The following is a 13,878-nucleotide window of genomic DNA, read 5'->3' as shown; positions in this document are numbered from 1 at the left end:
AAGTGTAATCACAACATCAAAATGAAATTAAGTTCTCGTAAACATGCACATTTGTTCATAGCTGGCAATAAAAAATCCCCTTACTCCAAAAACATGCATAACATCCGTGAACAGACTATTTGCATTGATGAAGGAAGGGGAATTTAACTTCGGGCCCAAAGTTTATAAACCATCTACTTATTAATGTGATGTAAACTAACACAATACTTTATGGAGAGTATACAACGGAACATTTTTTCTGTCAATTGGTAGAAGGATTTGTTTTAAATAGAGTGAAATTGTGTTTTAAGTACCATATACATAACTTGATATGTAACTTTAATGGTTCGTTTTGTCTATTTTATAAATGCCTAAGTGGTTCTTTCCGTATATTCATGCTTAATGTTACAATATTTTCAAATACTTAAGCGTGCCTAGAGATGTGTTGCCCTTCTAATTTCTCTACGAAACTCCCATTAATGTGTCGAAAGATACGATATTCATAGGACTCAAAAGAAAAGTCAGGACTTATCAAACAAGCGGGAAATGCAAGGATGAGCAATTGATCATTGCAACTGAAAACTAACGAACACCAAACACCTTATTTGCTTTAAAATGCTACCTTTTTAGTTCTAACGAACCTAGGGAGCCTTATTAGACCTCAATTGATGTAAATGAGCTCTTTTTTACGCATATAAGGTTTTCTGAGTTCGTTAGAATTTATTTTGGACCTGATATTGCAAATAGCAGCATATAGGTTCGTTAGAATTCAGTTTACGCTCGTTGCTTCTGGATCCAATAGCATTCAGAAACTGCTCGTTGCTCCTATATTCATCAAAGCCAGCCGCCCCAAACCCCAACAAGCACCACTCTCTACAATAAATCCACAAACACAGGTGATTACTTTGAAAATAGAACGATTGCTCGCTGTTATCATATATTTATTGAACCACGGCAGAACAAGCGCATCGGTTTTGTCCCAAAAGTTTGAAGTCTCAAACCGAACGATTCAGAGAGATATGGAAGCCATTAATATGGCAGGCATCCCCATCCTTTCATTTCCGGGGCTGCTCGGAGGTTTTGAAATTATGGAGGGCTACCGCCTAAGCCATCAGGTTCTCACTAGAGATGAGCTCGTTTCCGTAATGACGGGACTAAAAGGGCTGCAAAGCCATTCGGATGATCTTGATGTTGCCCGCACGCTGGAGAAGATGCGAGCCCTATTGAAAAAAAGCGATATTCATTATACGGATAAAGCACTGGAACAATGGATTATTGATTTGTCCTCATGGGGCTGCAATGAGGAGGAGAAGAAAAAAACAACTCTCCTTCGACAGGCCATTCAGAAGAAAATGGTCGTAACCTTTGACTACACCAACTCACAAGGCTGCTCAGCTAAAGCTGTCGTGGAGCCGGCTTCCGTCGTTCATAAAGGGTTCCATTGGTATTTGTATGGCTATTGCAGAGACAAAAATATAACAAAGCTTTATCGACTATCGAGAATGCGAAAACTAGCTGCCATATCTAAAATCTTTGACCGAGAAATCGCCGCTTATGACGCTGCAGCCATTGAAGCCGAATGGAAAATGAATACGAAGACGGTGCATTTGGTGATGCGTTTTCAACCTAGCGTTAAGGTGAGAGTCGAAGATTCTTTTCAAGAAGGAATCATTCGCTGCGAGAACGACGGTACAATGTTTGTTGAAATCGTTTATCCTGAGGATGAATGGGTATATGGCATGATTTTGAGCTACGGGGATACCGTGGAAGTAATTGAGCCGATATATGTGAGGGATATCATCCGAGATAGAGCGAAAAATATATGGCGGCTTTACAGCTAAAAAAAAGGGACGAAACGATGACAGGCAGTTGTCGTGGTTTATGTTCTACAATTCAGTTATATCTGATTGTAGGAGGATTATATGATTAAACAAAATGAACTTATTCAACAGTTTGGCAGCTTGGCGCCGTGGTATTCATCCTTATCCCATATCACACCTGAACCGGCATGGCTTAATCCGATCAAGGAGGGCAAATGGTCCGCCGCAGAAATCATTGCCCATTTAGACAGATGGGATCAATATTTCATAACAAGCGTACTGCTCGAAGCTGAAAAAAACAGCAATGTTGAATTCCCGAACTACAATGAATATAATGCTGCCTCCTCGGCTTACGCATTATCCGGCTTATTGCCATCTGAAATTTTAAATCAAGCGATTGAGACAAGACAAAAGCTCGTGCAAAAATTAACCGAAATGACTGAGCAGCAATTTTTTCATCCTATCACTGTACACGGAAATACACATTGTCCACAAACGAAAGCTCCCTATTCAATCGGATATTTAATTTTTGATTTTATCCAGCATGACGAGCATCATCGCAAACAAGTAGAAGAGTTTCTACTTCAGCCGCAGTCTAAGAAGTGATACAAGAGTTCGCATAAATGAAGCCGAGTTCAACTAAATCAGCACACGCTTTAAATTGTATGACTCTATAAGGTCATAACATAGCAGCGGCAGCCTCGGAATAATTCCATGGCTGCCGCTATTCTCATTCCTATTCTAAGCGTTAAAAGTAAACTTCTATCGTCCTTGTGTTTCCATCGTAACAGCGGACGGCTCAGTCGATACCTTCTCGCCTTTCTGCAGTTGATACATTTTATAATATCTGCCTCGCAGCGCCATTAAAGCATCATGATTGCCGCGCTCCACGATTTCACCGCGATGCAAGACGAGAATCTGATTCGCCTCTCGAATGGTGGACAAGCGATGTGCGATAATTAGTGTTGTCCTGCCTTCACTGACCACCTTCAAGGCTTGCTGAATCAGCCCCTCCGTCTCACTGTCGATGCTGGCTGTCGCCTCATCCAATATTAGAATAGAAGGATCGAAGGCTAAAGCTCTAGCGAAAGAGATAAGCTGCCGCTGTCCCGAAGACAACGTACTGCCGCGCTCAACCACTGGCTCATCATAACCGCCAGGCAGCTGCTCTACAAAAGTTGCCGCCCCAACATCCTTTAGCACGCTTTTCACGCGATCTATTGTGATGTCCTTGTTGTACAGGCTGACGTTGAATTTAATGTCGCCTGCGAACAAGTACGGATCTTGCAGCACAATGCCCATATGCTTGCGCAGCTCCTGCTTCGAATACGTCGCTATATTACGTCCATCAATCGTAATGTTCCCTTGATCAGGCTCATAAAAGCCAAGCAGCAGATTCATGATCGAGCTTTTGCCCGAACCGGTATGACCGACTAATGCAACCGTCTCTCCTCTGCGCGCTTCGAATGAAATTTGCTTCAGAACGTTTTCGCCCTCTTTATATGCAAACGTAATGTTATCGAATTTCACGACACCATCCGGACGTTTCACCTGAGCTACCTCTTCGACCTCCATGCCTTCCATGTCCAATATCGCAAATACCTTCTCCGCAGAAACAAATGCACGCTGTGCATTCGTCAATTGATCGAAGATACCGATAATCGGCTGAAAAATACGACCCAAATAATCAATAAAAGCATAAAACACGCCGTAAAGAATTGCTGTTTCCAGTGAAGCACGCCCAAAGTACCAAATAACCATCGCTGTTACCAAGCTCCCAATGGTGCCCACAATGTTTCTTGAAGACAAAGAGAAAACTCTAAACTGTTTGATCTGGTTAATGTAACGATCCTCGTTCAGCACCTCAAACTCTTCGAGCGTCACCTTCTCGCGGCGAAAGGCTTGAATAATCGGCATAACGACAATCGATTCGTTGATCATCGCATTCATGTCGCTGAGACGTGCGCGCATAATTGTAATGTATTTCTTTGAGTATTTTAAATGAATGACCATAATGATCGCGAAGAGCGGCGGCAATAACAAGCAAAACATCGCTAGCCGCACATCCAAAATAAACAAAGCAGTAAAAATACCGAGCAGCTGTACGAAGCTGACAACAAAGGTCGCCATGAAGCTCATGAATAAATCCCTGACCGCCTCTGTGTCGTTCGCAATTCTCGATACAATTTGCCCGATCGGCGTATTATCGAAGTAGCGCAGCGGAATTCGCTGAATATGACTCATTAAATCCATACGCATATTTTTGATAATGCGAAGCGCCGTCGTCTGCAAAATATAGGATTGCGAGAAATTGCTAATGCTTGCAACAAGCAGCAGCCCCATATAGACGCCCAGCAGCCCGAGAACTGGCATGATATCATTACCGCCGACGGATAAATGCTTGTCGATTATCGTTTTTATAATAAAAGGTCCGCCGAGCTCAGCACCTACTGCGCAGCACAGAATAAGCAGGGCTCCGATAATTCTAAACTTATAGACGAGAGCATATGCGAATAGTCTTCTCGCCGTTGATTGTTTTGGCATTCTAAGCCTCCTATTCTTCCAAGCTAGCTTCCATTTGCTGCCGTTCCCATTGTTCCTTGTACCAGCCGCCAAACAGCATCAGCTCTTCATGAGTGCCTTCTTCGATGATTCGGCCCTCATTCAGCACAAGTATCCAGTCCGCGTGGCTAACCGCTGATAGGCGATGAGTCGTAATAAATGTCGTCTTTCCTTCACGCTCCAAACGGATATGGTGAAGAATTCGACTTTCCGTCCGTGCATCAACAGCCGAAAGTGAATCATCGAGCAGCAATATTTCGGAATCAACGAGCAATGCCCGCGCAATCGCCAAACGCTGCTTTTGCCCGCCGGAGAGCATAACGCCATTTTCCCCAACGACCGTTTCAAGTCCTTCTGGCATTTGTGCAATATCTTCTGTAAAAGAAGCCATTTGAACCGCTCGAGCGATTTCATCTAGCGTTGCGTTCGGCTTGCCTAGCGCAATATTTTCTCGAATGGTCTTGGAGAGAAGCAGATGCTCCTGAGGCACATAGGCAATCCAGCGTCTCATCCGGTCTATCTCAATTTGCTCAACTGGAACTCCCGCTATCATTAAACGATCCGCTTCAAGCGGATATTGACGCAGCAGCTGCTTAAGCAGCGTACTCTTTCCACTCCCCGTCTTCCCTACGATTCCAAGTGTCTGGCCTCGTTCAAGCTGAAAGGATACATTGTTCAAGCTAGGCTGGCTAGCCGTAGGATAAGTAAAGGTGAGCTGCTTCATCTCAATGCGCGTAGGTACCTTAATAGTAACAGGCTTATCTGAATCTTGAAGATCCGGCTTTTGCGTTAACGCCGAATCCAATCGATCAGCAGAAGCACTGCCGCGCTGCAGCACATTAATAAACTCGCCAAACGAAATCATTGGCCAAATGAGCATGCCCAAATAGATATTAAATGAAATGAGCTGACCAAGTGAAATCTCATCTTGGAATACGAGATATGAGCCATAACCTATTCCAATGGAATAACTGACACCTACAATTAACGAGATAATCGGCTGGAACATCGCATTCAGAATCGAAACCCGTTTATTTTTGTTCATAACCTCTGAGGTCACATGATCAAATGCAACAAGATCATTGTTTTCCTGCACGTACGAGCGAATAACGCGTATGCCCGAAATCGATTCCAGCGCATGTTCATTCATTTTCCCAAAGGAAGCCTGCGCGTCCAGAAAGCGGGTTCTTACTTTTTTGCCCAGCTTGCTAATCACGACTGCCAGCAACGGAAGCGGAATAAGTGCTGCGATCATTAATTTAAAGCTGACTAATGAAATCATCATAATGATGACTACCGATGCCCCTACCAGCGTATTGACGAGCGTCATTACACCGTATCCCGCTGTCTGGCCAATTGCGAGTACATCATTTGTCGCGAGCGCCATCAGCTGTCCCGTGCTGTTGCGCTGAAAGAAAGCAGGCGTCATCCTTGTTAAATTTGCGAGCAGCTTCCCTCTCAGCACCTTCTCGATAAGCGCCGAATTGCCAAACAGCGTCGTAATCCATATATAGACCATGACGTAAAGAAATAACGCAAGCAGAACTAGTGTCAACACCGTCTGCGTTAAACCAGCTGAAGTCAACTGTCCATCGCGGATGTTGTCAACCGTTCGTCCAATTAGATTAGGCGGTATTGTGGAGAGCAGGCTGACTAACGCCATAATGCCTATGGCAAGCGCATAGCTGCCCCATCTATCCTTAAAAAACCATCGCAACCGTTTTACAAAAGACATGAGATCCCCCTTTTCCGCTAATTCAACGACCTTTTCTCTCTAACATTTGAGACTCGAAATGGCAATCGAAGAAATAGCAGCTCCATAATGAATAACAATATTCCAAAAGCGATTAACAGCATGACCCAGCTATCTTCTACATTCAACAAGAACGGATATATTATAACCATTAAAAGGTTGAACACCAAATAAGTATTTCTGCGGCTAATCGCAGTATCCAACAACTGAAAAGCCCCATCCTGTTTCAGCATTTCAATAAGCCCATTAAAAATCCAATACGCCATCAAAATGTGAAGAATAAACAGCAGTTGCGAATAGAGATGGACGGCCAGCGGTATAGACGAAAATTCCGTAATCGTTACATTTGTTTGGATAAACAGAACTGGAATAGTAAGAATGATCAGAACAATAGAAATGTACTTCGCTTTTTTATATGCCGGGTGTATGGAGCCCAGATGCTGCAGGGCTGACAAAACCATCAAGTAACCTATAATGTCAGGCAGCAAATCAAAGTATCCAATCCTTATATCTATCATTGCAATAACAAGGCCCCAGCCAAGTCTCCTTAGCTCGCGTCTGAAAGGGGTGCTCAATGCATTTCACCTCCCGAACGGACTAAACGCTTCAGCTGCCGCTCACTAAAATTAAGGTTATGATTAATCGGAATATCCTCAATCATTTCCTGTCCATCTTCCAGCTTGAAGTGAAGAATGATTTTGGACTTAAACATCGTGAAGGCTTCGGGCTCATTTTCCGGAATAGACCATTGATATGTAAATGCTAACGAGTCATTTTGCGACAGCTTCATTGGGAATTCAACCGACTCAAGCGGCTTCCCTAATAGATCAAGCTTGAACCATGGCTTCACTTTATCGCTGAACGTATATTCAATCTTCTCCAAAACAGCCGCTTTCCTTACATAAACCTTATAGCTTCCAGAGCCATTTGAGGACGAGCCACCCGAAGCAAAGTCTAGTATGCCTTCTCGTTTATTCCACTCGACATTAATCTCACCAATCGGAACTTTTCTAGACTGCCCTTTCTCGTAATACACCGTAATCTCTCTTATTGTGAACGGTATTTTCCTATCCTCATTGATAACATCTGGCATCAATTGTCCAGAAGCTCGCATCTCAGATTGATGAGTATGTATGTTGCTTTTATAAATTTGAAATCGGAATTCCGGCAGTTCTTCTATTTGAATGCTGCTTACTTTATTAGTTGCTTGTTTATTTTCAAAAAATGTAAAATCAAGTATTTCACCAGTGCTCCCATTTATGGTGCTGTCATGCTTTAGAAACAGCGCCTCCTTCAGCTGCATGCTCTGAAAATACCAAAGGTTTCCTAGCCAGCTTCCCGTTATGAGAAACACGACGACATACCATCTTATTTTAATTTTCAGTCCTGTCACCCCTCTCCTCATCTGTTCATATTACCACTTATTTGTGCTAGAGATAATAATTGGTTTTAAAATAAGTGGTTGTTCTTTATAACGAATATGATATGATTATTTTGAACATCGCTTTATGAAATTTAAACGATCGAACACGTCAGAGGTGTAGCCTATGAATTACGCGATAAGTGCGATTGTACCTATATTTAATGCCGAAAATTGGCTGCGTCCCTGTTTGAAAAGCATTCTTAATCAGCCTTTTCGAAATATTGAGGTGCTGCTCGTCAATGACGGTTCCACTGATCTCAGCGGCGCGATATGCGAAGAATTCACTATAACAGACAATAGAGTTAAAGTGATTCACAAGCCTAATGGCGGTGCAAGCAGCGCCAAAAATGCCGGTTTACAAGCGGCAAGCGGCAAATACGTCGCCTTTCTTGATGCTGACGATGAAATCGATCCGCTTTTTTTCGTAAAGCTATACGCCATGGCAGAAGAGCATGCTTGCGAAGTGTTGATTGGAGGTTACGCAACAATTCCAACCAAACAGAACGTATCGCCCTGCTTTCGGCTGCATACCGTTATGAACGGCAAAGATTTAATACTAAGCGCCGCAGCTGTTCATTCGAATAATGACCTGTGTTTTACTTGGCGCAGTCTATTTCTTCGCGCATCGCTTGAAAAAAACGGGATTCTGTACAACGAGGGATTAACGGTAGGAGAAGATACCATTTTCCATTTGGAAGCCTTGCTGGCCTCTGATCGTGTCTGCGCGATTCCGGACCCTTTGTATTATCACAACACGGTTAACAATCTGAACAGCCTTATTCGTTCTCCCTATAAACATTATCTTGAAGAAAGCCTTGTTCTGCAGTACCAGCTGCGGAAGAGCTTATCCGAGAGATTCGGTTTATTAGCGCATGCCCATTATAGAAAGGATATGGCGTCCTACCACATCCAAACGATCCTTTCGATGCTGATCAACAATTTCAAAAACAATCCTGTCGCTCCTGCAAAAAAAGATATGGCTAGAATCGTCAACCTTAAAATGATGACAGACAGTACGAAGGAGCTTGGCTGGCTTCACAATTACAGCAACATCAAGTCTTTTCTTTATTATTTAACGCTTAAATTCAAGCTTGCTGCATGGCTATATCACTTTGAATTCCGCTTGCCGCGCCAATCGCCATTGCTGTTTCTCAAGCTTTTTGGTAGAAAAAAAACCGTTCATAACCGACTGATTCGCTATACTAAGCGTTAATCGCACATCGCCATTCCTTTGTCCGCCCCTCCTTTTCATGTATACTAGAGGCTTCAATTCAATTATACAAAGGATGCGACAACAACTTGGAAAATAGAAACAATCTATTCGTATATACCTATGGCTATCGCATTGAAGAGGCTGATTTATGCCGCTTGGAGATGCGTTCTTTATTTGGAAAACAATCAGAAACTGATCTTTTGTTTAGCGAAATAGACGTACATCCCGACCGCAGTCCTTTTATGAGAGAGCGGCTTGAAGTTTTATATCAAGGCGAACGGCTTGAGGATATTTTGGAGCAGGTGAAGCAAATTCAATTAGAAGAGGCTACATTTAAGGTGATTTTCCTAAAAATGAATGACCTGACGGCGGAAAACAAAATCGATTTTGAAGGACAACGCGCAATTGAACGTGAACTTGGCGTTTATATCGAAGGCGAGGCTGATGTACGCAAACCTGATTGCGTTTTTGGCATTTTAACTTGGGGCGGTCGCTGGTACTTTGGCAATTATATAAAAAGCAAAGCTGTCTGGCTTGCACACATGCAAAAACCGCGCAGCTATTCCATTGCACTCAGCACGCGAGTTGCGCGCGCTATAGCCAATATCGCTATCCCGAATCCAGTCGGGATTAAAGCGATCGACCCTTGCTGCGGCATTGGGACGGTACTGGTAGAGGCGCTGTCTATGGGCATGAACATCGTCGGCCGAGATATCAACCATTTTATCATTCGCGGGACACGTGAAAACCTGGCTCATTTCGAATATGAAACAGATGCCGTTTGCGGTGATATTGCTGATATCTCTGACCATTATGATGTAGCCATTGTAGATATGCCTTACAATCATTTCTCTAATACGACACCCGAGGCACAATTCTCCTTGCTGCAGCATACTCGCCGAATCGCTAACAAAGCAGTCATTGTGACTGCTGATCCAATGGACGAGCTAATTGCAAACGCAGGCCTTACTATCTTAGATCGCTGTACAACTCGAAAAGGCAGCTTCGTCAGACAAATAATCGTCTGTGAATAGTAGATTACAGCTATTATTTGTACCCATTAAATGCTAGCCACGATGCGCAAGCAGCCGTCCATTCTTTTGTATGCTCCTCATCCTCGGCTAAGCCAAGCCCATGACGTCCTTTCGTATACACGTGAAGATCAAAAGGAACCTGGTGCTTGCTCAGCGCGGATGCGAATAAAAGGCTGTTCTCGACAGGAACGGCGCCATCATCTGCTGTATGCCATAAAAAAGTTGGCGGTGTATCAGGCGTTACCTGCGTTTCATTGCTGAGCTGTTCGATTTGATCCAGCTTCGCTTCTTTGCCAAGCAAATTTTCTCTTGAGCCCTCATGCGTGAAAGGGTCTTTGAGTGTGATGACAGGATAACATAAAACGAGTAAATCCGGACGGCAGGACTGTCGTTCAACAACATCCTCTGCATTTTCATTCCCTTGGTCATAGCTTGTCCCCGCGTTCGAAACTAAATGCCCGCCTGCTGAAAATCCAAGAATGCCTATTTTATTCGGATTAATTCGATACATTTCCGATTTGAAACGGACGGTACGTATCGCCCGTTGAACATCCAGCAGTGCGCAAGGATATTGATAAGGCGCCACCCGATATCGCAAAACGAACGCAGAAATGCCTAAACTGTTCAGCCACTGTGCAATTGGTTCTCCCTCATGGTGCGCTCGCCCGCCATATCCTCCGCCTGGACATACGATAACAGCTGGTCTGTCCTCGCCATCTACAAGATATGGCGTTATGGCTGGACAATCCTCGTCTGCATTTCCCAGTGCATACGGCGCTCCGTGCATCCACAATAATTGATCTGCCACCTTACTTCCCCCTTATGCTGCATAAGAATTGAAATCTTTACCATTATATAACTAACGGTTCGGCCAGTCATCTGCAAAAGTATGTATTCAAATAAAAGCAGGCTTAAGCCAAAAAAGCGCCTAAGCCTGTCTATTCATTTTACAATTGCTGCTTGCCTTATTTCTTGTTAATCGTCAAAGCTCCAACGAAACCGATAAATGCTCCGAGCAGTGAGCCGGCTAAAACTTCAATAGGCTGATGACCGAGACTTTCCTTAAGCCGTTCACGCCTGCGCGCATGATACAATCCTGGATGCTCGCCAGCCAGCTTTTCCACATCCTCGTCCAAATCATTTACCTGCACAGCAATTTCACCTGTATGCCTGCGAATATTCATCGCATCGTACATCACAATAATGCCAAGCATCGCGGATATGGCAAATTCCGGCGTCTTTACGCCATATTTGGTCGCCGTGTATGCAGCTAGCGCGGAGACGCCGCTTGAATGTGAGCTCGGCATTCCACCTGAACCAATAATTTTCCGCACATCCCATTTGCCGCTTCTCGCAAAATGTACAGGCAGCTTAAGCAATTGGGCTGCCCCAACAGCCGTCAACGCTGTCACAAGTCCTCTGTTTGACATATCCGTCAACCTCCAGTCCTTATTCCCATCTCATTTTGCCCTGCTTAGCGTAAATTATTTCATATAAATAAATCGCTCACCGGGGGCGAACATATGGAACTTCTGGGCTGGATAATGACGCTGGATATAATCGACGAAATAAGCCGGGTTCTCATCATTGTGTGGAAATAAGCCATAATGCATTGGAATCAATAAATCAGCATGAATTTGTACCGCAATCTCAACAGCCTCACGATAATTGCAATTGCCGACGATCCCCTGTTCATTGCGAACAAAATCTCTTCCATTGATCGGCAATAATGCAATATCGATTTGCCTGCTTTGCAGCCAAGTGACAAGCTCTGGGAAACCAACGGTATCGCCAGAGTGATAAAGATGAATGCCATTAAAATTCGCAACATAACCTAGAAACTTATGTTCACCTGCTTCATCCTGTTCGAACTGTTCATGCTTGGCAGCGAATGCATCGAGCCTTATGCCGTCTGCAAGCTCAATCGATTGTCCATGAGAGATGCCAATCAGCTGCTCATCACGGAAACCCCATTCCTTCAATAGCGGAAGATGAGCTCTCGGCACGATAAATCGTGTTTTGGGTGATTGCTGAATAACTTGCAGCGTCTGCTTGTCCATATGATCCTCATGGTGGTGGGAGCAAACGACATAATCGACATCGAGGCAATCTGAAGGCGACAGCGGCGATTCGAAGGCTCTTGACCACGGCGGTCCTGCCATCTCATACACCCAGTTCGTCAGATACGGATCAAATAAAATTGTTTTTTTGTTCCATTTGACGAGAAAGCCCTCTTGTCCAAGCGCCCAAAGCGCCAAAGCTTGATCTGGAAGTTCAGTTCCAGCTATTTGCTTTACTAAATTTTTCCCACTGTTATAAACGTTCACGACGGTCATCACCCTTTTTGCTCCATATTTTGAATGCGAAGGTCTTTCGTAAACCATAGCTTATAGCTTAATAAACTTAAAATAATGCTCGTAACCGCAGCTGAGCTTGCGAACGCAAACACAATTAATATTTGGTACCGAACCGCTTCGATCGGATTCGCGCCAGCGATAATCATCCCTGTCATCATACCGGGAAGCTGAACTAGACCTACTGTCTTCATTCCGTCTATTGTCGGAATCATGCTCGATTTAACCGATCGCTTCATTACGTCTTGAATCGCTTGCCTTGCTGTCGCTCCAAGTGACAGCAGCGTCTCCATCTCGCCTTTTGAGGATTCGACCTCTCTTCTCATTTGATTGAGCAGTAAACCCGAAACGACCATCGCATTGCCGATTGTCATGCCGCTAATCGGAATAATGTATTGCGGTGTCGCTTCTATAATTCGAAAGCCGAGCAGCAGTCCCATCATAAGCAGCTCTGTCGATGTGATTGCAATCGCGATTTTCCAAATGATGCCCTTTAGTCCAGCTCCTCTTTTACCAGCATGATAAGACGCTACACTAATCATAAGTACAAGGATCATTGTAATAAACAGCGGGTTGCTCGTATTAAAAATAAATTGCAGCACATAGCCGACAAGCAGCAGCTGTACCGCAGAACGAATGGTGCCAATCGCGATGTCTCGCTCAAGCCCAAGCTTCTGCCATACGGAGATAAGCATCGTAATCATCACAAACAACAAGGTAAAGCTAAGTGCTACGATAGACATGGCTGCTCCTTTTGTATCGGCGCTTTTATATAATTTTGTGCGAGCTCAGATGTTGGATGTTCAAAAAAAGCAGCCGTGTCGCTATTCTCCAGCAGCGTTCCTTCCCCCATGAACCATATCGAGCTGCTCATCTGCTGGGCCTGCTCCAAATCATGTGTAACCCAAAGCATCGTTGCCCCTTCTTGATGATGCCACTCTCGCAGCACTTCCTCCACCATTTCCTTGCTGCCTCGGTCAAGCGACGCGGTAATCTCATCAAGAAGAAGCACGGTAGGATGAAGAAGCAAAGAACGGAGCAGCGATATTCGCTGTTTCTCTCCTCCTGACAGCTGTTCGGCGCTTTTGCCCATATCAAGATGATCCAGCCCTAGCCTTGGCAGCATGTGGCGTACGAGCTTCTCGTCATATGGCATGCGATGCAGCATACTCACAGTTCTCAAATTTTGCTCAATGCTCCCATTCAGCATAACGGACTGCTGAGCAACGTAACATACCTTCATTCTCCAAACCCTTGGATCTAGTTCTCGCTGTGAAACATTATGTAAACGGATATCACCCTCATCGGCGTTATCCAGACCTGCAAGCAAACGAAGCAGCGTGCTTTTGCCTTGTCCAGATACACCTAATATAGAAATAATAGCCGGATCAGCAATCGTTGCAGTAACATTTGCGAACAGCTGAACATCCCCATCACCACTGCGGTTTTTCCTAATACTCTGAAGTTCCAAAACACTAGCCACAAACGTTCCTCCCTTCGGCTTCCCTTACATTATAGCTGTAATGCTTGGCTCGAAAAAGTAAATTTAATAAGCCATAGACCAGCTCGTATGCAAAAAAAGGCTGATGACTTGATATGCTCCCCAAATAGTAGACAGGTGAAATAATAAAAAACCTGTTGCTATGAGGGGAGCATTTTCATGTCTAAAATTAAATATTCCGCATCAGAGAAACGTACCATTATCGAAGAGATCAAAAGTGGCGAGCTTGGCTTTATGGC

Annotated in this window: 13 protein-coding genes; 4 read left to right on the top strand and 9 right to left on the bottom strand. The window is 44.1% G+C overall.

Features of this window, described 5'->3' with window-relative positions:
• Positions 1-884 precede the first annotated feature (884 nt).
• Together AB4Z45_RS29300 and AB4Z45_RS29295 are read left to right on the top strand one after the other, a co-directional pair.
• Positions 885-1,820 (top strand): helix-turn-helix transcriptional regulator, encoded by a 936-nt coding sequence (locus AB4Z45_RS29300; RefSeq protein WP_441912854.1) that lies wholly within the window; start codon positions 885-887, stop codon positions 1,818-1,820.
• Between the two features lie 81 nt (positions 1,821-1,901).
• The gene (locus AB4Z45_RS29295) at positions 1,902-2,405 is read left to right on the top strand and encodes a DinB family protein (RefSeq protein WP_441912853.1); all 504 of its coding nucleotides are present in this window, start codon (positions 1,902-1,904) and stop codon (positions 2,403-2,405) included.
• A gap of 156 nt (positions 2,406-2,561) precedes the next feature.
• Here the strand turns inward: AB4Z45_RS29295 and AB4Z45_RS29290 are convergent, their stop codons facing one another.
• From AB4Z45_RS29290 to AB4Z45_RS29275, 4 genes are read right to left on the bottom strand one after another with little or no spacing between them, the layout of a single operon-like run.
• Positions 2,562-4,343, bottom strand: coding sequence for an ABC transporter ATP-binding protein (locus AB4Z45_RS29290; RefSeq protein WP_441912852.1), 1,782 nt, complete (start codon positions 4,341-4,343; stop codon positions 2,562-2,564).
• A 10-nt stretch (positions 4,344-4,353) separates the two neighbouring features.
• Positions 4,354-6,096: an ABC transporter ATP-binding protein gene (locus AB4Z45_RS29285; protein WP_441912851.1), complete on the bottom strand. Its 1,743-nt coding sequence runs from the start codon at positions 6,094-6,096 to the stop codon at positions 4,354-4,356.
• Positions 6,097-6,113: 17 nt separating this feature from the next.
• The gene (locus AB4Z45_RS29280) at positions 6,114-6,689 is read right to left on the bottom strand and encodes a hypothetical protein (RefSeq protein ID WP_441912850.1); all 576 of its coding nucleotides are present in this window, start codon (positions 6,687-6,689) and stop codon (positions 6,114-6,116) included.
• Positions 6,686-7,507 carry a hypothetical protein gene (locus AB4Z45_RS29275; protein WP_441912849.1) on the bottom strand — a complete coding sequence of 274 codons (822 nt, stop codon included), beginning with the start codon at positions 7,505-7,507 and terminating at the stop codon, positions 6,686-6,688. The genes AB4Z45_RS29280 and AB4Z45_RS29275 overlap by 4 nt, the downstream gene beginning before the upstream one ends.
• A 154-nt stretch (positions 7,508-7,661) precedes the next feature.
• Here AB4Z45_RS29275 and AB4Z45_RS29270 point away from each other — a divergent pair, with 154 nt between their 5' ends.
• Positions 7,662-8,750, top strand: a complete 1,089-nt coding sequence (locus tag AB4Z45_RS29270; protein WP_441912848.1) for a glycosyltransferase family 2 protein — start codon at positions 7,662-7,664, stop codon at positions 8,748-8,750.
• Positions 8,751-8,836: 86 nt separating this feature from the next.
• On the top strand, positions 8,837-9,784 hold the full coding sequence (locus tag AB4Z45_RS29265) for a TRM11 family SAM-dependent methyltransferase (RefSeq protein WP_441912847.1): 948 nt from the start codon (positions 8,837-8,839) through the stop codon (positions 9,782-9,784).
• A 13-nt stretch (positions 9,785-9,797) separates the two neighbouring features.
• Here the strand turns inward: AB4Z45_RS29265 and AB4Z45_RS29260 are convergent, their stop codons facing one another.
• The 5 genes from AB4Z45_RS29260 to AB4Z45_RS29240 form a co-directional block, all read right to left on the bottom strand.
• Positions 9,798-10,571, bottom strand: coding sequence for an alpha/beta hydrolase (locus tag AB4Z45_RS29260; RefSeq protein WP_441912877.1), 774 nt, complete (start codon positions 10,569-10,571; stop codon positions 9,798-9,800).
• 178 nt (positions 10,572-10,749) lie between these two features.
• Positions 10,750-11,214 (bottom strand): divergent PAP2 family protein, encoded by a 465-nt coding sequence (locus AB4Z45_RS29255; RefSeq protein ID WP_441912846.1) that lies wholly within the window; start codon positions 11,212-11,214, stop codon positions 10,750-10,752.
• Between the two features lie 54 nt (positions 11,215-11,268).
• Entirely contained in the window at positions 11,269-12,120 is an 852-nt protein-coding gene (locus AB4Z45_RS29250; RefSeq protein ID WP_441912876.1) for an MBL fold metallo-hydrolase, read from the bottom strand.
• Positions 12,120-12,881, bottom strand: coding sequence for an ABC transporter permease (locus AB4Z45_RS29245; protein ID WP_076267194.1), 762 nt, complete (start codon positions 12,879-12,881; stop codon positions 12,120-12,122). The genes AB4Z45_RS29250 and AB4Z45_RS29245 overlap by 1 nt, the downstream gene beginning before the upstream one ends.
• Positions 12,869-13,621 carry an ABC transporter ATP-binding protein gene (locus AB4Z45_RS29240; RefSeq protein ID WP_441912845.1) on the bottom strand — a complete coding sequence of 251 codons (753 nt, stop codon included), beginning with the start codon at positions 13,619-13,621 and terminating at the stop codon, positions 12,869-12,871. The genes AB4Z45_RS29245 and AB4Z45_RS29240 overlap by 13 nt, the downstream gene beginning before the upstream one ends.
• Between the last annotated feature and the right edge of the window lie 257 nt (positions 13,622-13,878).

The organism is Paenibacillus sp. MCAF9 (assembly GCF_052114265.1).
Lineage (GTDB): Bacteria > Bacillota > Bacilli > Paenibacillales > Paenibacillaceae > Pristimantibacillus.
This window is presented reverse-complemented; position numbering and strand designations above follow the sequence as displayed.

Excerpts from the sequence above, each read along its gene's own strand:
- AB4Z45_RS29290 (WP_441912852.1), bottom strand. The coding sequence starts at position 4,343 with ATGCCAAAACAATCAACGGCGAGAAGACTATTCGCATATGCTCTCGTC.
- AB4Z45_RS29245 (WP_076267194.1), bottom strand. The coding sequence starts at position 12,881 with ATGTCTATCGTAGCACTTAGCTTTACCTTGTTGTTTGTGATGATTACG.
- AB4Z45_RS29250 (WP_441912876.1), bottom strand. The coding sequence starts at position 12,120 with ATGACCGTCGTGAACGTTTATAACAGTGGGAAAAATTTAGTAAAGCAA.
- AB4Z45_RS29270 (WP_441912848.1), top strand. The coding sequence starts at position 7,662 with ATGAATTACGCGATAAGTGCGATTGTACCTATATTTAATGCCGAAAAT.
- AB4Z45_RS29295 (WP_441912853.1), top strand. The coding sequence starts at position 1,902 with ATGATTAAACAAAATGAACTTATTCAACAGTTTGGCAGCTTGGCGCCG.
- AB4Z45_RS29260 (WP_441912877.1), bottom strand. The coding sequence starts at position 10,571 with ATGCACGGAGCGCCGTATGCACTGGGAAATGCAGACGAGGATTGTCCA.
- AB4Z45_RS29255 (WP_441912846.1), bottom strand. The coding sequence starts at position 11,214 with ATGTCAAACAGAGGACTTGTGACAGCGTTGACGGCTGTTGGGGCAGCC.
- AB4Z45_RS29285 (WP_441912851.1), bottom strand. The coding sequence starts at position 6,096 with ATGTCTTTTGTAAAACGGTTGCGATGGTTTTTTAAGGATAGATGGGGC.